This window comes from Acinetobacter sp. ANC 4204 (assembly GCF_002135205.1).
Classification (GTDB): domain Bacteria; phylum Pseudomonadota; class Gammaproteobacteria; order Pseudomonadales; family Moraxellaceae; genus Acinetobacter.
This window is the reverse complement of the sequence record NZ_NEFZ01000008.1, coordinates 36,865-56,034: the sequence shown is the minus strand read 5'-3', so window position 1 is coordinate 56,034 and position 19,170 is coordinate 36,865. Positions and strand designations below refer to the sequence as shown.

At 42.1% G+C, this 19,170-nt stretch carries 20 protein-coding genes; 11 read left to right on the top strand and 9 right to left on the bottom strand.

What is annotated here, in order from left to right:
• Positions 1–304: 304 nt before the first annotated feature.
• From urtA to urtE, 5 genes are all read left to right on the top strand, one after another.
• Positions 305–1,588 (top strand): urea ABC transporter substrate-binding protein, encoded by a 1,284-nt coding sequence (urtA, locus tag B9T36_RS15145; protein WP_086210300.1) that lies wholly within the window; start codon positions 305–307, stop codon positions 1,586–1,588.
• Positions 1,589–1,683: 95 nt separating this feature from the next.
• Positions 1,684–3,315 carry an urea ABC transporter permease subunit UrtB gene (gene urtB / locus B9T36_RS15140; protein ID WP_086210299.1) on the top strand — a complete coding sequence of 544 codons (1,632 nt, stop codon included), beginning with the start codon at positions 1,684–1,686 and terminating at the stop codon, positions 3,313–3,315.
• A 4-nt stretch (positions 3,316–3,319) separates the two neighbouring features.
• Complete coding sequence (gene urtC / locus B9T36_RS15135; RefSeq protein WP_086210298.1) at positions 3,320–4,393, top strand: urea ABC transporter permease subunit UrtC; 1,074 nt, start codon at positions 3,320–3,322, stop codon at positions 4,391–4,393.
• The gene (urtD, locus tag B9T36_RS15130; RefSeq protein WP_086210297.1) at positions 4,390–5,208 is read left to right on the top strand and encodes an urea ABC transporter ATP-binding protein UrtD; all 819 of its coding nucleotides are present in this window, start codon (positions 4,390–4,392) and stop codon (positions 5,206–5,208) included. The genes urtC and urtD overlap by 4 nt, the downstream gene beginning before the upstream one ends.
• A 10-nt stretch (positions 5,209–5,218) precedes the next feature.
• Positions 5,219–5,917, top strand: coding sequence for an urea ABC transporter ATP-binding subunit UrtE (gene urtE, locus B9T36_RS15125; protein WP_086210296.1), 699 nt, complete (start codon positions 5,219–5,221; stop codon positions 5,915–5,917).
• Between the two features lie 88 nt (positions 5,918–6,005).
• Here the strand turns inward: urtE and B9T36_RS15120 are convergent, their stop codons facing one another.
• From B9T36_RS15120 to alc, 3 genes are all read right to left on the bottom strand, one after another.
• Entirely contained in the window at positions 6,006–6,728 is a 723-nt protein-coding gene (locus B9T36_RS15120; protein ID WP_086210295.1) for a hypothetical protein, read from the bottom strand.
• 68 nt (positions 6,729–6,796) lie between these two features.
• Positions 6,797–7,309: an ureidoglycolate lyase gene (locus B9T36_RS15115; RefSeq protein WP_086210294.1), complete on the bottom strand. Its 513-nt coding sequence runs from the start codon at positions 7,307–7,309 to the stop codon at positions 6,797–6,799.
• A 109-nt stretch (positions 7,310–7,418) separates the two neighbouring features.
• Positions 7,419–8,423: an allantoicase gene (gene alc / locus B9T36_RS15110; RefSeq protein WP_086210293.1), complete on the bottom strand. Its 1,005-nt coding sequence runs from the start codon at positions 8,421–8,423 to the stop codon at positions 7,419–7,421.
• Positions 8,424–8,635: 212 nt separating this feature from the next.
• Here alc and hpxO point away from each other — a divergent pair, with 212 nt between their 5' ends.
• On the top strand, positions 8,636–9,793 hold the full coding sequence (gene hpxO, locus B9T36_RS15105) for an FAD-dependent urate hydroxylase HpxO (RefSeq protein WP_086210292.1): 1,158 nt from the start codon (positions 8,636–8,638) through the stop codon (positions 9,791–9,793).
• 146 nt (positions 9,794–9,939) lie between these two features.
• A complete protein-coding gene (locus B9T36_RS15100; protein WP_086210291.1) occupies positions 9,940–10,446 on the top strand; it encodes a DUF1877 family protein in 507 nt (168 codons plus the stop codon).
• Here the strand turns inward: B9T36_RS15100 and B9T36_RS15095 are convergent.
• The 6 genes from B9T36_RS15095 to puuE all read right to left on the bottom strand — a co-directional run bounded on the left by B9T36_RS15095 (position 10,435) and on the right by puuE (position 15,230).
• Entirely contained in the window at positions 10,435–10,941 is a 507-nt protein-coding gene (locus tag B9T36_RS15095) for a GNAT family N-acetyltransferase (RefSeq protein ID WP_086210290.1), read from the bottom strand. The two genes, B9T36_RS15100 and B9T36_RS15095, sit on opposite strands and share 12 nt — an antisense overlap.
• Positions 10,942–11,037: 96 nt before the next feature.
• Complete coding sequence (locus B9T36_RS15090) at positions 11,038–11,787, bottom strand: outer membrane protein OmpK (RefSeq protein ID WP_086210289.1); 750 nt, start codon at positions 11,785–11,787, stop codon at positions 11,038–11,040.
• Positions 11,788–11,914: 127 nt separating this feature from the next.
• On the bottom strand, positions 11,915–13,273 hold the full coding sequence (locus B9T36_RS15085; RefSeq protein ID WP_086210288.1) for a nucleobase:cation symporter-2 family protein: 1,359 nt from the start codon (positions 13,271–13,273) through the stop codon (positions 11,915–11,917).
• A 37-nt stretch (positions 13,274–13,310) separates the two neighbouring features.
• Positions 13,311–13,637 (bottom strand): hydroxyisourate hydrolase, encoded by a 327-nt coding sequence (uraH, locus tag B9T36_RS15080; protein ID WP_086210287.1) that lies wholly within the window; start codon positions 13,635–13,637, stop codon positions 13,311–13,313.
• Positions 13,634–14,137 (bottom strand): 2-oxo-4-hydroxy-4-carboxy-5-ureidoimidazoline decarboxylase, encoded by a 504-nt coding sequence (gene uraD, locus B9T36_RS15075; RefSeq protein WP_086210286.1) that lies wholly within the window; start codon positions 14,135–14,137, stop codon positions 13,634–13,636. The genes uraH and uraD overlap by 4 nt, the downstream gene beginning before the upstream one ends.
• A 124-nt stretch (positions 14,138–14,261) precedes the next feature.
• A complete protein-coding gene (gene puuE, locus B9T36_RS15070) occupies positions 14,262–15,230 on the bottom strand; it encodes an allantoinase PuuE (RefSeq protein WP_086210285.1) in 969 nt (322 codons plus the stop codon).
• A gap of 242 nt (positions 15,231–15,472) precedes the next feature.
• Here puuE and B9T36_RS15065 point away from each other — a divergent pair, with 242 nt between their 5' ends.
• The 4 genes from B9T36_RS15065 to dsbD all read left to right on the top strand — a co-directional run bounded on the left by B9T36_RS15065 (position 15,473) and on the right by dsbD (position 19,155).
• The gene (locus tag B9T36_RS15065) at positions 15,473–15,844 is read left to right on the top strand and encodes an HPF/RaiA family ribosome-associated protein (protein WP_086210284.1); all 372 of its coding nucleotides are present in this window, start codon (positions 15,473–15,475) and stop codon (positions 15,842–15,844) included.
• Positions 15,845–15,982: 138 nt separating this feature from the next.
• Positions 15,983–16,525 carry a hypothetical protein gene (locus B9T36_RS15060; RefSeq protein WP_086210283.1) on the top strand — a complete coding sequence of 181 codons (543 nt, stop codon included), beginning with the start codon at positions 15,983–15,985 and terminating at the stop codon, positions 16,523–16,525.
• 14 nt (positions 16,526–16,539) lie between these two features.
• The gene (locus tag B9T36_RS15055; RefSeq protein ID WP_086210282.1) at positions 16,540–17,310 is read left to right on the top strand and encodes a transporter; all 771 of its coding nucleotides are present in this window, start codon (positions 16,540–16,542) and stop codon (positions 17,308–17,310) included.
• A gap of 18 nt (positions 17,311–17,328) precedes the next feature.
• Positions 17,329–19,155 carry a protein-disulfide reductase DsbD gene (gene dsbD / locus B9T36_RS15050; protein ID WP_086210281.1) on the top strand — a complete coding sequence of 609 codons (1,827 nt, stop codon included), beginning with the start codon at positions 17,329–17,331 and terminating at the stop codon, positions 19,153–19,155.
• Positions 19,156–19,170: the final 15 nt, after the last annotated feature.

Here is a 19,170-nt window from a genome sequence, read left to right as displayed (position 1 = left end):
CGCCTAATTTGTGCACAAATCTTAAAATAAAAGGGCAATAGTGGGCAAGATGGATTGATTTGGAACAAATGTTGTATACAAGCTTGTATGCATAAAAACAACAAAATGAGGTAAATTTAGGGTGCGTAGTGTGATTTTTTGTTTTATTTAAGGTATTGATAAATATTAAAAAATATGTGTTTTAAAGAGTGTTGAAACCTTCATTTAGACCTGCTTGGCATAGAAATTGAATTGGCACCTATAGCGCTAATAACAATCATGCATTGAAAAATGCACCCTAAGTTTCAAGTTTGGAGAAAATGAGATGTTCCAACAAAAATTATTAACGAAGACATTCCTTGCAATAGCAATTATGGGGAGTATTGCTTTAACAGGTTGTTCAAAACCTGCAGATAAAGCGAGCACAGCAGCATCTGAACCTGTTGCCACAGCAGCGAGTGGTGACACCATTAAAGTCGGGATTTTACATTCACTTTCAGGAACGATGGCCATTTCTGAAACGTCTTTAAAAGATACGGCATTGATGACCATCAATGAAATCAATGCCAATGGCGGTGTACTCGGTAAGAAATTAGAACCTGTGGTGGTTGATCCTGCATCTGATTGGCCTTTATTTGCAGAAAAAGCACGTCAGCTGATTACCCAAGACAAAGTGGCAGTAATTTTTGGCGCATGGACATCCGTTTCTCGTAAGTCAGTTTTGCCCGTAGTGGAAGAGTTAAATGGTTTACTGTTCTATCCTGTGCAATATGAGGGGCAAGAACAGTCTAAAAACATTTTTTACACGGGCGCTGCGCCAAATCAACAAGCGATTCCTGCGGTGGAATACTTGATGAGCGAAGAGGGCGGTAAAGCTGAGCGTTTTGTTTTATTGGGCACAGACTATGTCTACCCACGTACCACCAATAAAATCTTACGTGCGTTTTTGAAGTCCAAAGGTGTGGCAGATGCTGACATCATGGAAGAGTACACGCCCTTCGGTCATAGTAACTATCAAACTATTGTGAGCAATGTGAAGAAATTCGCTGCGGGTAAGAAAACAGCAGTGATTTCAACCATCAATGGCGACTCAAATGTGCCGTTCTACCGTGAATTGGGGAACCAAGGTATCAAAGCCTCTGACATTCCTGTCATGGCCTTCTCTGTGGGTGAAGAAGAACTCCGCGGTATTGATACCAAGCCATTGGTTGGACATTTGGCGGCGTGGAACTACTTTATGTCAGTGAAGAACCCAACCAATACCGAATTTGTCAATAAAATGAAGCAGTATGCGGTGGAATATAAACTGCCGAATGCAGACAAAATCGTGACCAATGACCCGATGGAAGCCACCTATGTGGGGATCAATATGTGGAAGCAAGCTGTTGAAAAAGCAGGAACGACCGATGTTGATAAGGTTCGTGAAGCAATGGCTGGTCAAGAGTTTAAAGCACCTTCTGGCTATACCTTAAAAATGGATGCAGAAAACCATCATTTACATAAACCAGTCATGATTGGTGAGATTCGCGCAGATGGTCAGTTTGATGTGGTCTACAAAACACCAAGTGTGATTAAAGCAGAGCCTTGGAGCCCATACATTCCTAAATAATTGTCTTAAGTACTGAGCCTATAGCTTCGGCTGTGGGCTCTTAAATAAAAACATCCCGATACGGGACTTTTTAAGCAACCTTAAGGGAATATTTTATGAATCCAAAGATTTTTTGTGTCGCGATACTCTGCTCAATGGCACAGCTCATGAGTAACAGTGTTTGGGCTGAAAATACTGAACCCGCTTCTGCTACACAAAGTGCATCAGCATCTAATGATGCCATTCAACGTTTTGTTAAAGCAGAATTTGCAGAGCGTCGTGCCATGCTGAGCCAGTGGCCGGGCACGATTGAAGAGTTTGATCGTCTCGTTGCATTTATTGAAAATGATGAGTTATACAAAGACAGTGCAGGCACGACATATATTTTAAAAAATAATGAGAAATTATTGAGTTATCCCGATGAGCAAGTGATTGAAACTTGGCCGGGTGATTTATCTCAAGTGACATTGGTCAATACTTTACGTAAAGCTTTAAACTTTGGTCAGGCACAAGCAAAATTAAAATCTGAAGACTTTTCTCAACGTTTAGAAGCGATTGATATTTTAGAAAATAACCTGTCCGAATTGAATATTGCACAGATTAATCAGCTCTATTTGAAAGAGCAAAATAACAAAGTCAAACAGCGCTTAGCACAGCTCAAAGCACGTTTAGATTTTGAAAATCCAGATGTGTTGGTACAGATTCAAGCAGCAAAAGTACTCGCTGAGTCAAATCGCCCCGATGTTTTAGCCTTAGTAGAACAAACCCTCACCCAGCCTAATCTGAATCCAGATCTCAAAGCTATTTTGGCGGATGGCAAAAGTCAGATTAAAACCCGCATCCAAGCCAGTGAATGGGCTGGACATGTATTTTCTGGTTTTAGTACAGCCAGCATTTTACTGCTAGCAGCGCTCGGTTTAGCCATCACTTATGGCCTGCTTGGTGTGATTAATATGGCACATGGCGAATTGATTATGATTGGGGCTTATACCACCTATGTGGTGCAAAGCCTGTTTAAAACTTACTTAGGCAGTTATGTTGATTGGTATTTAATTGCAGCTATTCCTGCAGCCTTTGTGGTAAGTGCGTTGATTGGCATGTTGATTGAACGGACGGTAATTCGACCGTTATACGGTCGTCAGCTGGAAACGCTGTTGGCGACTTTTGGCGTCAGTCTGATTTTGATGCAATTGGTACGGATGATTTTTGGTGCGCAAAATGTCGAAGTCTCCAATATTTCATGGTTATCGGGCGGTATTGCGCTGAGTCCAAGTTTAATGCTGCCGTATAACCGGATTGCTATTATTGTATTTACGGTTGCGGTGCTACTGCTGTTGGTTTACCTGCTCAATAAAACACGCTTTGGTTTGTTTGTTCGTGCCGTGACGCAAAACCGCCAAATGGCACGAGCTGTAGGCATTCGTTCTAGTCGTATTGACATGATGGCTTTTGGACTGGGTTCAGGCCTAGCTGGTCTGGCAGGCTGTGCCTTAGCGCAAGTAGGTAATGTTGGGCCTGATTTAGGTCAAAATTATATCATTGATGCTTTCTTGGTCGTTGTTGTTGGTGGTGTAGGACAAGTCTGGGGAGCGGTACTGGCAGCACTCGGTTTGGGTATCAGTGGTACGATTCTTGAAATTGGCATGGGCGCTGTTCTTGCGAAAATTATTCTACTGGTTCTTGTGATTTTGTTTATTCAAAAACGTCCACAAGGTTTGTTTGCCATCAAAGGCCGTTTTGTGGAGTAAGCTCATGAAAATCAATTCTTTATTATCTGATAAACCTATCAGTGCAATGGCAATAGCGGCGTGTTTTGCTGTCATGTTATTGCTCCCATGGTTACATTTACTTCCTGCTGATTCGGCATTTTATCTTTCTGCGTATTGGGTCACCCTGATTGGTAAAATCATGTGCTTGGCTTTGGTAGCTTTGGCACTGGACTTGGTTTGGGGCTATGCAGGCATTTTAAGTTTAGGTCACGGCTTGTACTTTGCGCTGGGGGGGTATGCTTTCGGCATGTATCTGATGCGCCAATCTGCAGGGGACGCACTTCCTGACTTTATGCGTTTTTTAAGTTGGACTGAACTGCCATGGTATTGGGTGGGTACCAATCATTTCTTATGGGCTTTGGCCTTGGTGGTGTTGGTTCCTGGTATGGTGGCTTTCATCTTTGGTTTCTTTGCGTTTCGCTCCAAAATTAAAGGCGTGTATTTTTCGATTATTACTCAGGCTATGACTTTTGCGGCGGCACTGTTGTTCTTCCGCAATGAAACAGGCTTTGGTGGAAATAATGGTTTTACAGGCTTTAAAACCATTTTTGGCATGGACATTACCTCAGCATCTATGCGTGCCACACTCTGTTTTCTCACCGCTGTTGTGCTGCTGTTGTGCTTTGTGGGATTGCGTCATCTTATGAATAAACCTTATGGCCGTGTACTGGGAGCAATCCGTGACAGCGAAAATCGCTTACAGTATTTGGGCTACCGCACACTTTGGTACAAGCTATCTGCATGGGTGCTGTCGGCGGTCATTGCAGGTATTGCAGGGGCTTTATACGTTCCCCAAGCAGGTATTATTAACCCAAGTGAAATGAACCCCGTCAATTCGATTGAAATGGCGGTGTGGGTGGCTGCGGGTGGGCGTGGGACTTTGATTGGCCCAATTTTGGGTGCAGGGTTAATTAATGGCGTGAAAACCTATTTCACCGTGGCTTATCCAGAAGCATGGTTATTAATCTTGGGTGCTTTATTTATTGTGGTCACCATTTTCTTACCCAAAGGTGTCATTGGTCTGTTTGACCGTTTTAAAAAGGAGCGTAGCGAATGAGTGAGCTAATACAACCTCATGGTGGCCATGCTTCAGACGGCTATGGACGTCCCAAAGAACAAGGCGCTGACTTTAGCCACGGGATTGCACTGTACTTGGAAAAAGTCAGTGTTTGGTTTGATGCCTTTCGGGCCTTAAATGATCTGTCGCTGTACATCAAAGAAGGGGAGCTACGCTGTATCATTGGACCCAATGGAGCAGGTAAAACCACACTGATGGATGTGATTACAGGCAAAACCCGACCGACCGAAGGCTCAGCTTTTTTTGGGCAAAACTATGATTTGGCCAAGATGAGTACGGAGCAAATTGCAGAAGCAGGCATTGGTCGTAAATTTCAAAAACCAACGGTATTTGAAAATTTTACAGTGATGGAAAACTTGCTACTCGCGGCGCCAAAAGATAAGCGCGTCAAAAAAAGCTTCTTCAGTAAACTGGATCCAGATGCGCAGTTGGCTTTGGATGAGTCTTTGGCGCAAATTCGGCTAGAAGAGTGGGTACATAAACCTGCGGGGCTGTTGTCACATGGACAAAAGCAATGGTTGGAAATCGGCATGTTGCTTATGCAACGTCCTAAGCTGATTTTACTTGATGAACCTGTGGCAGGCATGACTGATGCCGAAACAGAACGCACGGCTGAGCTGTGTTTAGAGTTGAAGAAAAATCACACTTTGGTGGTGGTTGAACATGATATGAGCTTTATCGACACCATCAGTGAAAAAGTGACGGTACTGGCTCAAGGGTCGATTTTAGCTGAAGGCACATTGGCAGAGGTACAGGCCAATGAAGATGTGATTGAGAAATACTTAGGACGTTAAGGAGCCGACCATGTTAGAAGTCAAAGACGTCAATCAGTTTTACGGTGGCAGTCATATTTTAAGAGATGTTTCATTTCAGGCCCCTGTGGGAGAGTGCTCGGTGGTGTTGGGGCGGAATGGTGTTGGAAAAACCACCTTACTGAAATGTCTGATGGGGATTTTACCGATCAAGTCGGGCCAAATTTTACTTGATGGTAAGGACATCTCGAAGATGAATCCTGAACAACGTGTTCGTGCAGGTTTGGCTTACGTGCCACAAGGCCGTGATATTTTTTCGACCCTAACTGTTGAAGAAAATATCCTGATTGGCATGGCCAAGTTTAAGGGGGCTAAAACCCGAAAAGTACCTGAACATTTGTATGAAATATTCCCCGTATTAGATGAAATGAAACATCGTCGTGGTGGAGATTTATCGGGTGGACAGCAGCAGCAATTGGCGATTGCGCGTGCTTTAGCGTCAGAACCGCGGGTGTTAATATTGGATGAACCCACAGAAGGCATTCAACCTTCTATTATCAAAGACATTGGCCGAGTGATTCGTAAACTGGCGGATGGTGGTGAGATGGCGGTGGTTTTGGTTGAGCAGTTTTATGACTTTGCCGAAGAATTGGCTGATACATATACCGTTATGGCCCGTGGGCAAGTGATTGCACAAGGGGCAGGCAGTGAAATGCCTGCAAAAGGTATTCGAGAATTGGTGGCGATTTAAGTCTCGTTATTTTCCCCTCTGTTGAACAAGTGACGAAAAGCCTCCCTGCTAAAGGGGAGGTTAGTACATTGAATGTTAGATATGGATCTTATTCTACTTTTAGAAATACACCGTTTGCTGAAACATTGTGCCCAAAACCACAGCTCATGGTATTGGTTTCGCTGACACGGATGGTATGTCCTATTTTGGGATCGAAGGCAAACTTTAAATTAATTTTACAGTCATCGACCTGATATTGCGCTTGAGTTCGATTGAACGGCATGGTGGTTTCAAACTCACCCATATTGGGTCCATAGATGAGACTGCGTATTCCCATATAAAGACCATTAAATTCAATTTGATATACATGCTTAAGCGGTTTTACCTCAATCTGATTCCACTGCCCAAAGCCTGCATACTGTACATATTTGCCCGCTAGTGTTGCTGATTTTTTAGGCGGTGGTAGTTGCTTTAAATTAAATTGACTAGATTTAGACTTAGCATCATGCAAAAACCACGCTCTAGCCCAAAGCGGTTTTCCCAACTTGCTATAACTTAAACCGACATTGTTGTTGGCAATTTCGACATCACGTTCAGTAAGGGATACACCACTTTCGGGTTGATTCATTAAACAAAAAGAAGACCACGTCGCTTGATACTGAAATTGCTCTAACGCTTTTTGATATTGTTTTTGATCATAAAATTTCTTACCAGCATTGGCAGAGATTTTGACTTTGGCGCAACCTTGGCGAAGTTCTTGTTCAAAGGTCTCATCTGCTGAAGCGAGTGTGCTTACAGTCAAAAGTCCAATCAAGAATGGATACTTGAGCATGATTTGATCCCATTTTCGTTATGCTTTGAATAGAACATAGGGAGCTATTCAAAGTAAAGGGACAATATTTAGGGGTTTCCCGACTCTTCGATAAAGAGAGGTGATGGAAACTGAAAAATATCACAATTATGTCCAGTCCCAATTCGATCAATAACGGCAAAATCACTAGGAGATTCCAGTGTTAAAAGTGGATGGTGCCATGTCCCTATATGATAATTCACACCCTGCGAACCATCTGTAATAAAAGCCTGTAATTTACAAATATCAGGTTGATCCGTATCCAAACTTGGCGCAACCAACACTAGAAATTTTTGACCGTGCATCGGGATGAACGCTTGAGAGCCTTTGGGGTGACGTTCCAACATTGAAATTTCAACAGGAAGTGTAGTGGTCTGGATATTTCGAAAGATACTAATACCAACTTTTGCATGGCCCATAATTTCAGTTTCAGCCAAGGCATGATAGCGCTCAGTGTGTGCATCATTAATATGGAAAAAATCATGCCCTCGGCAGCTAATCACATCACCAAACTCGGCAAAATTTTCATTGCTAATCGGTTGAATCAAAATATGATGGGGCATGGGTTTCTTCCAAATGAAAACTGTATTTTCAAAATTGATGCATATATGAAAATATAGCAGCATAAATCTAAAATAATAATTGAGCTAATCATGTCAATTTGAATATAAATTAGACAATTTTACCCCATAGGCGAATGCGACTAATACCACCGTCGGGAATCATATTGACACGAATATGGGACACTTTGTTCTGTGTTAAAATTTCATTGGCATAACAATGGATATGATCCATTTGCATGGTTTTCGCCTCTAATAAAAAGGGCCAAAACATACTTTGTGGAATCAGTTGTGGGTCGGTAGCATCTTCAATATAAATGGCTTGAACTGAAACTTCAGCTGGGTAATTGCCTTTAAAATGTGCAGTGTCAATTTCAATTTTTTCAATAGAGCCTGCTTGCCCCAAGGCTAAAATACACCAGTCAAAACCAGGTGCCCGACGACGTTTAGTTTCCCAGCCATCGCCCATATTGATCCCTCTACCAGGATTAATTAAATTACGGGGATGTCCAAAATGGGCATCACTATATGCAATGACGCGTCCTCCATTTTCCAATGCCAACAGATCTAATATTTGATTGTGGTCGGTAATTTGGGTTTGCACATCACCATAAACACGAAGACGCGCGATGCCACCATCAGGATAAATGTTTAAACGAATATGGGTATACACCATTTCAGTTTTGACCTCAAAAATATGGTGCTGACTAGGTCCCAATATACTGTTTGGTAAAATTTGGTGCCATTCTACATCTTCAAAGTTACCCTTTGGTGCATAACAGGCTTCAATAGCCGCGGAAGCAGGATAATTGCCAGTAAAGAATGTCGTGTCGATATCAAAAGCTTTAATTTTTCCTGCGACTCCAAGTTTGACCATGGCCCAGTCGTAACCTGCATGGCGCTTACGCCGTGTTTCCCAACCATCCATCCATTTTCCGTGATCGTCAAATTTATCCTCCACAAAAACTGGAGCGTCAAATTGCAACATGCGTTTGGCTTCAGCAAAAAAATCATCCGAGCATTCAATCACTTCAGCCCCAATACGCAGATCTGCCAGATTGGTCAATTGTTGTATATTCGTAGGAAGCTCAAAGCTAGGTGCAAATAAGGTTGCCATGAAATAGGTCCGTGTTTAGGGTCATCAATAGGTGATTTTTCGTTTTAAAAATAAAGAAATTTATCTGCCAATTTTACGAAAATGAAATTACTTTCTTTCCTTTATGTAGCACAGCTTATGCCAACTTTTGATGGACATAAATGAAGGGCTCAAAGATGGCATGCTTTTCGCTTTTTCAATCTGAATGATACAAATTTGAAAAAGAGGAACAGATGGAAATTGCAATTATTGGTGCAGGGATGGGTGGTTTAACGACAGGAATCGCATTGAAAAAATTTGGGCATCGAGTCACCATTTATGAGCAAACAGAGCATATTTTACCTGTAGGTGCAGCCATTTCATTGTGGTCAAATGGTGTGAAGTGCCTGAATTATTTGGGCTTAACCCACCAAGTCGCACGCCTAGGTGGGCAGATGGACCATTTGGCTTATGTTGATGGTTTAACGGGGGATGTCATGACCCAGTTCAGCTTGTATCCTTTGATTGAAGAGGTTGGACAGCGACCGTATCCTGTTTCGCGTGCCGAACTACAAAACATGTTGATGGATGAATTTGGGCGTCAGGATATCAAGCTCGGTAAAAAAATGCTGTCTTTAGCAGAGCACAATGATATGGTCACAGTTCGCTTTGCAGATGGAACAGAAATCCAAACAGAATTATTGGTTGGAGCAGATGGAACTCACTCTTTGACTCGAGCGTATGTTCTTGGTGATCAAGTTGAGCGCCGTTACGCTGGTTACGTCAACTGGAATGGTTTAGTTGAAATATCTAGTGATTTAGCACCAGCAGATCAATGGACGACATTTGTTGGCGAAGGGAAGCGTGCTTCACTTATGCCAGTTTCTGACAATCGCTTCTATTTCTTTTTTGATGTGCCTCTACCAGTTGGTTTGGAAAATGATCGAAATCAATATAAAAAAAAGTTGAAAGAGTATTTTCAAAATTGGTGTGCGCCTGTGCAAAGCCTCATTGATGCAATGAATGAACAGCAGACTAATCGTGTCGAAATTCATGATATTGAGCCATTTACTGACTTCTATAAAGGTCGTGTGGTGATCGTCGGAGATGCAGCACATAGTACAACGCCTGATATTGGGCAAGGCGGTTGTCAGGCGATGGAGGATGCCATTTATTTGGCACGCGCACTACAAATTAATACTTTGGGCTTACAAGACTCGTTACGTCGTTATCAAAATAAACGCAATGAACGTACAGGAGAAATGGTGCTACGCGCACGTAAACGTTGTGATGTGACCCATATGAAAGATGAAAGTGTAACCCAGGCATGGTATGAGGACTTACGTACTGAGCAAGGCCCTCATATCATGAAGGGAATTATTAGTAATATTGTGGGTAATCCGCTGGATTAGGGGATATTTTTTGTGGCGTATTTAAGCTCGGAGTAAAGGACCACTGTCCTTTGCGTTTTTGTGAAAATTACTCATACAAATTGATTGAGCAGTTGGATTTCAGACGCGTTAAGCTAATGGAAAGTAACAACAATAAGAGCAGCCATATGGACACATTATTATTAAGTATTCAACCCAATGCTTTAGAAATGCTGATTTTAGAGTCGACTGATGTGCAAGATGTATTGGATTCGCAACAGCTTGAATCACGTCTGCTTTTAGGCTCAAACTGGAAGATCTTACAAACGTTGTTGCAGGGGAGTTTTAAGTCTGGAACTTCCTTACTGGCTTTGAGTGTACAAGCTGAACATCATTTATCGGAACGTCAGAAACAACTCACAGAGGTGCGCTATAACACGGCAGTTCGTGTAGTTGAAGTCGAAGAAGCATTAGGGAAACTCGATATTGATGACTTTAAAAAGCATATGCAAACTACTTGTTTAAAGCGCCTAGAGCAGGAACATGGGATTCGGACTGAGTCGATAGAACTGCAATTTGCGGAGTTGAGCTTGCTGTTTGCTCAACTCAAAAATTTTTATGAACAAGCAGCAAAGCATAATTACGCTGTGATCAGTGTAACCAGTGACAATTTAACGCCAATCTCACTGATTTAACATCAATTGCATCAGTACTAGATCACGCCATTGGCCAAATTTTTGTCCCACTTGTGGCATATAGCCTGTTTGTACGAAGCCGAATTTTTCGTGTAATGCAATTGATGCAAGATTGGCATGGTCAATTCCTGCAACCATGACATGCATTTGTTGCATTTTTGCTTGTTCAATCAAATAGGCTAAAAGTTGTTTACCTAAACCCTGACGTGCATAGTTGGGTGAAATATAAATAGAATGCTCAACGGTAAAACGATAGCCTGAAAAATTACGGAAAGTGGCATAGTCTGCAAATCCTGCAATCACCTTCTTCTCTTGGTCTTCCATTACACAAAATGGAAATTGCTGATTTTTAAAGTGTTGTAACTGTTTTTGAAAATGCGCTAAATCATATGCATGTTCATTCCACGTTGCCATACCATGTAGAACTTCAGCATTGTAAATATTTTGAATGGCAGGCAAATCGTGTTCAGTAGCAGGGCGGATGATAAAAGACATGGAAGGCTGAGTCGTTGTATTGGAGCTTTATCATGCTGCTTTTACATAAAAAAAAGCAAGACAGAAGTCTTGCTTTTGGATATTCACAAAAGTGAATTAGAAGTGGTATTTGATTAATGCACTAACGTCATTTTGGTCTAAACCTTTGATGCCGTATTTGTTGTTCCATACAGAGTGTTCAACACCCACATAAAGACGTGTATCTGGAGAAATGTGTTTACCAACATTCCATTTCCATTGTGTTGTCCAGTTTAATTCACTTGCATGACCTGCATTTTCACCTGTTGACCAGTCAAGGAAGCCATCAACAAGGAAATCTTCAGAACCTAATTTCACTGGAATACCATAGACAGCAGTCATTTGGTAGTCATCAGTTGTTCCTTTCTCATTATCCGCTTTATAGAAGTTCAACTGTGCATATTGGAAATAAGGAATAGCCAGATCAAAACCAATACCATAGAGGTAGTTGTTGAAGTCTGCACCTGGGTAGTTCGAGCTGTTTGCTTCCCATGTTCCCGCAATTAAAATATCTTTAATTGGACCAGCTTCTAGTTTAGTTCCTGTAACAGCACTTAAGCTTAGGCGAGGTGAAAGCTCGAAATATGTGCTGTTTTCGAAATCATTGTGAGCACGGTCAGCGAAGCCGAAAAAGTCACCATATTTCAATTTAGCTGTATATTCGACAGTAGCCGTTGTTTGCTGGTTATTGTCATCCATATTTACAGGATGCGCATAGTTTTCACCGTATAAAGCAGTGAGGCTAAAGTCTTGCCAGATCGGCGCAGCTTGAGAAATTGCCGCAGCAGAAGATAATGCTACGAAAGCAGCAATTTGAGTCAGTTTCATGAATATTCCCCAAAAAATCGGATACAAGGATACCGATTATTAAGCAAAAATAAAGCCAAATTTGACGAACGTGATGGAGATGGATCATAAAAAAAGGTTATTTATTACACTTTTTTTACCAAATGGTTTAGTGGTGGGCTTCCTGAAGTATTTTATTTTTAGTGACAGACTTTCTTTTTGAAGAAGGAAGATGATTGAATAATAAATTTAATAATATCGCCATGATACAGGTCGAACTGATCCCAGAATGGAACAGGGTTTGCACCCATTTGGGGAAGTTTATAAAGAAAGAATAATCTATGATTGGAATCATGCCTGCTGCAATTGAAGTTGCAACAATAATTAGATTTTTTTGCTCATTATAGTCAACTTTAGCCAATGTTCGGATGCCACTAGCAGCTACTGTTCCAAATAAAACTAAACCTGCCCCACCTAAAACTGGGAATGGAATAGCCGCAATCAAGCGCCCCATAATCGGCAATAACCCCAAGATCACTAAAATGCCACCACCTGCAGCCACTACAAATCGGCTTTTAATTCCTGTAATGGCAACCAGACCGACGTTTTGCGCAAAAGCACTTTGCATAAAGGAACCTAAAATGGGTGCTGCCGCACTCGATAGCATATCTGCACGTAAACCTGCTGCAATGCGCTCAGCATCAACCTTCGTTCCAACAATTTCACCTACTGCAATAATGTCGGCAGTGGTTTCCGTCATAATGACTAAAGTCACAATCAGCATTGAAAGAATTGCGGTGAATTCAAAAACAGGAAGCCCAAAAGCAAAAACACTCGGGGCTTGAATCCAAGCACCATTGGTGATGTGGCTAAAGTCACCAAAACCTAGAATATAGGCGATGCATGTACCTAGAATGATTGATACTAGAATCGACAACCGCCGCATGGTCGGGCTTTGAAGCATATTCAGTCCAATCACGATTGCTAAAGTTAGGAGAGCCAAACTGATATTTTCAATACTTCCCCAGTTCGGTGCCGTTTTATTGCCACCCATCATCCAACGGACAGCGACAGGCAGGAGGGATAAACCAATGATGGTGATGACGGAACCTGTGACGACAGGGGGAAAAAAGCGAATAATTTTGGAAAAATAAGGGGCTAAGAAAAAGCCAATCAATGATGCAACGATGACTGCACCATAAACTGCGGGCAGCCCTCCACCAGTAGTGACAATCGCCACCATGGTAGAGACCCCTGCAAAAGAAACGCCTTGCACCAAAGGAAGTTGCGCCCCAATGTATTTCACCCCTATGGTTTGTAAAATAGTGGCTAAACCGCCGACAAACAACGCCGCAGCAATGAGTAAACCAATCTGTGCCGCGTTTAAGCCTGCTGCAGTACCAATAATCAGTGGGGGTGCAACAATTCCACCATACATAGTGAGAACATGTTGCAAACCGTAAGCTACACTTTTAGTCGCCCCCAAATACTCATGTTCTGGAGAGAGGCTTTTATTGAGTTTTGTCATGTTGTTTTCCCCCATATTATGTTGGTTTGTGTTGTGCTTAGCTTCCACGGTAAGTGGAATAAGCAAAAGGGCTGATCAGCAGAGGAATGTGATAGTGTTGCTCGGTATTTTGGATATAAAAATGAATCACAGCTTTGGGGAAAAATGTTTCAAGACCTTGTTTTTCGAAATAATCCTTTGTATTGAACTCAAGTGCATACTCTCCAGAAATGAGTGCTTCTAAGCCAAAATCTGCTGCTTGAATACGACCATCTATATTGGTTTGTGCACAAGCCAATAATTCGCCAACATGATTGAATAATTTCACATCGACCTGAGTTGCAGGTTGACCTAAAGCAGTATCTAAAATATGGGTGCTGATCATGCGGTAAGCTCCTGTGTAAGGCGAAGGATAGCAATTTCAGATAACTGCTGTTTGACGATGCGTTGTTCCGTTTCAGGGTCGTTTTTTAGTCGATAGTTCAGTGCCGTTAAAATATCATTCACATTTAAACCTGACGCCTTGATTAAGAAGATGTAGCCATATTTTTTTTCATAAGCGATGTTGGCGGTGAGCAATGCCTGTTGAGTCTCTTTATTGGTTTGGAGTTGGGCCTGTTCACGTTCTGAAAAAGCTTGTTCGGTTGGGCTAAGTTCAGTTTTGGCTCGCTTCTCTCCAATCCTTGGATGCATATCTAGAGCAGATTGAACCTCGTCCCATGTCCATGTCTGGCTAAGTTGAGCTGCGTAATCAAGTACCTTTTGTATAGATGAAAAGGGGCGGGCTGCAATAATGGCTTGCCCCCAACTTTGAATAGGCACGCAGTGTTTTAATCGGTTTTCGAGTTCGGCAGGGGGGGATTGATTAAATTCGTTCAGATGCACTATTTTGACCTGATGTTTAAAAAGAATAGCTAAAACTTTGCAATATCAGTGCCAAATACAGACAAATTTACACCCAAAAATAGCTAAATAAACGCCCAAAAGAGGCTCCTATTTACATGATGCTTCACATATTAGGGGCATGATGTTGATACCAATGTTCAGCAATCTCTGAGCGACGACAGATCCAAACTTTTTCATGGCTCTGAATGTAATCGAGAAAGCGTTGCAAGGCTTTAAAGCGACCCGGACGACCGAGAAGACGGCAGTGCATACCAATCGACATCATTTTCGGACTGCTTTCACCTTCGTTATACAACACATCAAAACTGTCCTTTAAATATTGGAAAAAATGTTCTCCTGTACTAAAGCCACCAGCGGAACTGAACTTCATATCATTGCATTCAAGTGTATAAGGAATAATCAGATGCGGACGTGTGGTGCCATCGGTTTGCGTTAATGTGGTCCAAAACGGTAAATCGTCGCCATAGTAGTCCGAGTCATATTGAATCTGTGGAAACGCTGCGAGCAATTGACGTGTATTGGGGCTGTCTCGGCCCGTATACCAGCCGATGGGAGTTTGACCCAATAATGTTTCAAGTACGCTCAAGGCCTGATCCATATGTTGATACTCGGTTTCAATATCGACATTTTGATAGTGCAACCAACGTTGTCCATGAGAGACCACATCGTATTGGGCTTGTTTGATTGCTTCGACAATAGGTGGATTACGTGCCAGTGCCATACCTACCCCAAAGATGGTCATCGGGAGTCCACGTTTTTGAAACTCCGCATGGATGCGCCAAAAACCTGCTCGTGAGCCATATTCATACATGGAATCCATGGAGCGATGCTGAGCAGGAAAACTCGCTGCACCGACCAACTCAGATAGGAACTGCTCAGAACCAGCATCACCATGCTCAATATGGTTTTCAGCCCCTTCTTCATAGTTCAAAACAAACTGTAGTGCAATGCGTGCTTGATTGGGCCAGTGAGCGTGTGGTGGGGTTCCTGCATAGCCAATTAGGTCACGTGAATAGGCAGAAGTTTGAATAGAATCAATGAGTTCTTGGCCACGTAAGTAAGTGCTTGTCACAATAATTATCCTTTTCATATTTTTTTTAAAATATCACTTGCATAATTTTGAGTTAGGCCCGATATTCAAAGTAGAAGGACACAGATCTGCAGACTCAAAAGTGTTCATCATTCAATCAGGGGAGGTTGCTTTCCAATAGAAATTGAAGATGGTCGTATGCTGTTAAAACAGTAAGCTACAAGTGTGCCAAGATAAAAAAGTTTTGCACAGAAAAGAGTCAAATAAAGAGAGGATGTTATTTTATGAACATAGAAATCCGTACAGATAAAAACATTCAAAATAGTGACCGTTTAATTAGTTATGTACGTGCAGAGCTCAATCAAGAATTCCAACGTCACAGTGAACGTATTACCCATTTTTCAGTGCATCTGAGTGATGCCAATAGCCATAAAGGCGGAGATGACGACATTCAATGTATGATTGAAGCTCGTCCTGCAGGTTTAAAACCCGTGGTTGTAAATCATAAAGGTCATAATGTCGATACGGCGATTCATGGTGCGATTGATCGCCTCAAACGTAGCCTAGAACATACCTTTGAAAGGAATGATAAACCACGTGCTGGGCAACCTGTTTATGCAGATCAGGATGATGGCCTAGAGGATGAGGAAGAATAAACCTCACGGAATTTTAAAAAGCCCCAGATTTGGGGCTTTTTTCATGTTTGGCACTCACTTTTATCCAACATTACGGATAACAAATGTTCCGTTTATTCGGCATAATAGAATAAAACTGAATTGAAGAGCGTCCTCTCCATGTTAACCGCGCAACAACAAGCTTTCGTGCAAGCACTTGAAGAATTAGATCTTCAGCAAGTTCAACGTTTATTAGCAGATGGATTAAATCCAAATTTTATTGACTCTGAAAAAGGACCTGTGATTTCAGTTTGGTCAGATGGCTTATTTAAATGGTGGGAAGCAATTTGCGAAGCGTATGAAGCGGGTACACCTTTATCAGAACAAGAAAAGCAAGATAGCCTAGCGGTACATTTAGAGATTTTAGAACAGTTAATTCAAGCAAAAGCGAATTTACATTTGTGGGATACAGAGGAAATTTATGGCCCACTTTGGGATGCTGCAAGTGCTGCATGTGCGCCCGCAGTCAAACGCTTATTGGATGAGAAAGTCGATCCAAACACCAAAGATGAAGATGGTTTGACTATTTTATCTTCGATTAGCGATTTGTTCTTTGATTGTGAATTTGATGAAATTAACTGGGCCGAAGCATTAGCTGAAGAAAAGCAAACTTTAGAGTTGCTTCGTCAGCACGGTGCAAAAATGTCAAAAGAATTAGCCTAAACAGCGAGAAAATCATGATGAAATTAAAACATTTGGGTTTATGTGTCACAGCTGGATTCAGTATGAATGCGATGGCTGCAGATTTTTCCTTTGACCGCCCTGGCTCGGGTATGGGTACTGGCATTACGCCTGTGGGTCAGTTGGCATGGGAGCAGGGCTTAGCCAATGCAAATTATGTTGAGTCCACCACTGCCGATGGGGAAAAAGTAAAAACCACCAACTTAAATGCAGATATGTTGTTCCGCACAGGTCTAGCAAAAAACATCGAATTACAATTGGGTTGGGCAGGTCCGTCGTGGCAGCAAGTGAAAGTGGCGGGAAACAAGTCTGAAACAGATGGTTTGGGTGATGTCAGTGTGGGTGTAAAAGCGGCTATTCCACTGGATGATGAACGTTTGAGCATGGCCGTATTAGCGGAAGCGGTTATTGCTACAGGCAATGATGGTTTCACCAATGAAGATGATATTTATAGCCTGACTTCTGCTGTGTCTTATGATTATAGCGATCTCGTGACAACATCTATCACCATGCGTTATGAAGTTCAAAATAGTGATTGGGCAATTTCTGCAATTCCGACACTCGAGTACCAATTTACCGATAAACTCAGTGGCTTCTCTGAATTGGTTTACCGTAAAGCAGAAAGCCAAGACAATGAATATGCGCTGGGTACAGGTTTAATGTATGCGGTCAATCAGCGGATGCAACTGGATGCAAGTGTTGGCGTTGACTTAGATGGTTCAGATAAAAGCTATTACTCAGCCCTTGGCGTTTCATATTTATTTTAATTAGAAAAAGAAAACATTATGGAAAAGCATCTTCATCTGGAACAGGGGAAGAACGGAAGAACGTGGTATCTGGTGCTATCAGTATTGATTATCAATCTGTGTATTTGGGCCAGTATTCTAAACGTTCATGCAGAAACTCCACTGCTTTCAGCCAAGGATGCGTTTCCATTTACAGTGGAGTCCACAACTGAGCATAGCGCTCAGCTGCATTGGGATATCCCTGAACACTATTATATCTATCAGCACAAATTTGAAGTGAAACAGGCAGGACAGGTGCTTAAGTTAGAGCTACCTCCAGCCCATGATTTATATGATGAAAATTATGGGCATACCCAAGTTTATTATCAACACGTACAATTTGATTTAAATACACAAGCTTCGCAAACCTATCAGGTGACTTGGCAGGGTTGTGCCAAAGATCGTATTTGCTATCCACCGCAAACCATTGAATTTAAAACTGATGTTAATGGCTTGATCAGCCTGCAAGATCAGGCCAGTGGTTCAAAACGGCTGTTAGATTTGGCAGCGCAGTCGAATACTCAAGCGCAGTCCTTAGAGACAAATGTGACATCTGAACAAGTAACATTAAGCGCTGATGATTCCGCAGCCCAAGACCAAATGTGGTCAGAGGAATTGGCTAAGAGTTCGTTGGCTTATGGCTTATTGCTGTTCTTTGGGCTCGGCATCCTGCTCGCGTTTACACCGTGTTCTTTACCCATGTTACCGATTTTAACTTCTCTCATTATACGAGACAGTAAAGGTCTTAAAGCATGGATGATTGCTTTGGTCTTTGTCTGCAGCATGGCGATGGTTTATGCCATTTTGGGGTTGGTTGCATCCTCCGCAGGTTTGAATTTTCAGCGTTGGTTGCAGCAGCCTTCAACCCTCATTGCTTTTAGCCTGCTTTTTGTCTTATTCGCGTTAAATTTATTTGGACTATTTGAGCTTAAACTGCCTCAAGTGCTGGTCAATAAACTTGATCATATTCAGTCCATGCAAAAAGGGGGCAGTCTGCTCAGTGCGGGAATCATGGGTATGATTTCTGCCTTGTTGGTTGGCCCTTGTATGACAGCCCCTTTGGCTGGTGCTTTATTGTTCATTTCACAAACGCAAAGCCAGTGGCAAGGTGCAGTTTTATTGTTCACTTTAGGCTTTGGGATGGGAACGCCACTTCTGCTTGCCAGTATATTGGGGGCTAAAATCTTGCCACGTGCAGGGTTATGGATGAATCAAATTCGTGTGTTATTTGCTTTTATTATGTTGGCTTTGGCGCTGTATTTTATTCGCCCAATGCTTTCTGAGACATGGATGCAACTGCTAAGTTTAGTCCTAGGCTTAAGCTTTATTGGCTATGTGTTATATCGTTTAATGTGGAATAAAACCCAGTTACGTGTGTTATATATCGTGGCGTTGCTGATTGGCGGGTCTTATATTAGCTATAGCCAATATCAACAGAGTCAACGTTTTTTTGAGTCACCAGTGACAGACTCTGCGCATTGGCATGTCGCAAGTACGGCGGCAGAGTTTCAGCAGTTATTAGCACAAGCACCGAAAGGCCAAAAAATCGTGATTGATGTCTATGCGGATTGGTGTATTGCCTGTCAGCCGATTGAACACCGTATTTTAAAATCTGCCACAGTACAACAGGCACTTGCGCCGTATTATTTAATTAAACTGGATTTGAGTCATTATGATGCAACCCATCAAGTGCTGTTAAACCAGTGGGATATTTTAGGGCCACCCACCTATTTATTTTTAGATGCCTCACAACAAGAAATTCGCGGTTTACGTTTAACAGGTGCATTTACTGAGGCTGAACTTTTAGCTCAATTACAACGTTTTTAAACCTGAGGGAGAAGG

Coding starts and splice junctions, on each gene's coding strand:
- urtD (WP_086210297.1), top strand. CDS start 4,390: ATGAGTGAGCTAATACAACCTCATGGTGGCCATGCTTCAGACGGCTAT.
- dsbD (WP_086210281.1), top strand. CDS start 17,329: ATGGAAAAGCATCTTCATCTGGAACAGGGGAAGAACGGAAGAACGTGG.
- hpxO (WP_086210292.1), top strand. CDS start 8,636: ATGGAAATTGCAATTATTGGTGCAGGGATGGGTGGTTTAACGACAGGA.
- urtC (WP_086210298.1), top strand. CDS start 3,320: ATGAAAATCAATTCTTTATTATCTGATAAACCTATCAGTGCAATGGCA.
- B9T36_RS15065 (WP_086210284.1), top strand. CDS start 15,473: ATGAACATAGAAATCCGTACAGATAAAAACATTCAAAATAGTGACCGT.
- B9T36_RS15090 (WP_086210289.1), bottom strand. CDS start 11,787: ATGAAACTGACTCAAATTGCTGCTTTCGTAGCATTATCTTCTGCTGCG.
- alc (WP_086210293.1), bottom strand. CDS start 8,423: ATGGCAACCTTATTTGCACCTAGCTTTGAGCTTCCTACGAATATACAA.
- B9T36_RS15060 (WP_086210283.1), top strand. CDS start 15,983: ATGTTAACCGCGCAACAACAAGCTTTCGTGCAAGCACTTGAAGAATTA.
- B9T36_RS15085 (WP_086210288.1), bottom strand. CDS start 13,273: ATGACAAAACTCAATAAAAGCCTCTCTCCAGAACATGAGTATTTGGGG.
- B9T36_RS15115 (WP_086210294.1), bottom strand. CDS start 7,309: ATGCCCCATCATATTTTGATTCAACCGATTAGCAATGAAAATTTTGCC.
- B9T36_RS15055 (WP_086210282.1), top strand. CDS start 16,540: ATGATGAAATTAAAACATTTGGGTTTATGTGTCACAGCTGGATTCAGT.
- urtE (WP_086210296.1), top strand. CDS start 5,219: ATGTTAGAAGTCAAAGACGTCAATCAGTTTTACGGTGGCAGTCATATT.
- B9T36_RS15095 (WP_086210290.1), bottom strand. CDS start 10,941: ATGTCTTTTATCATCCGCCCTGCTACTGAACACGATTTGCCTGCCATT.
- B9T36_RS15100 (WP_086210291.1), top strand. CDS start 9,940: ATGGACACATTATTATTAAGTATTCAACCCAATGCTTTAGAAATGCTG.
- uraH (WP_086210287.1), bottom strand. CDS start 13,637: ATGATCAGCACCCATATTTTAGATACTGCTTTAGGTCAACCTGCAACT.
- B9T36_RS15120 (WP_086210295.1), bottom strand. CDS start 6,728: ATGCTCAAGTATCCATTCTTGATTGGACTTTTGACTGTAAGCACACTC.
- urtB (WP_086210299.1), top strand. CDS start 1,684: ATGAATCCAAAGATTTTTTGTGTCGCGATACTCTGCTCAATGGCACAG.
- urtA (WP_086210300.1), top strand. CDS start 305: ATGTTCCAACAAAAATTATTAACGAAGACATTCCTTGCAATAGCAATT.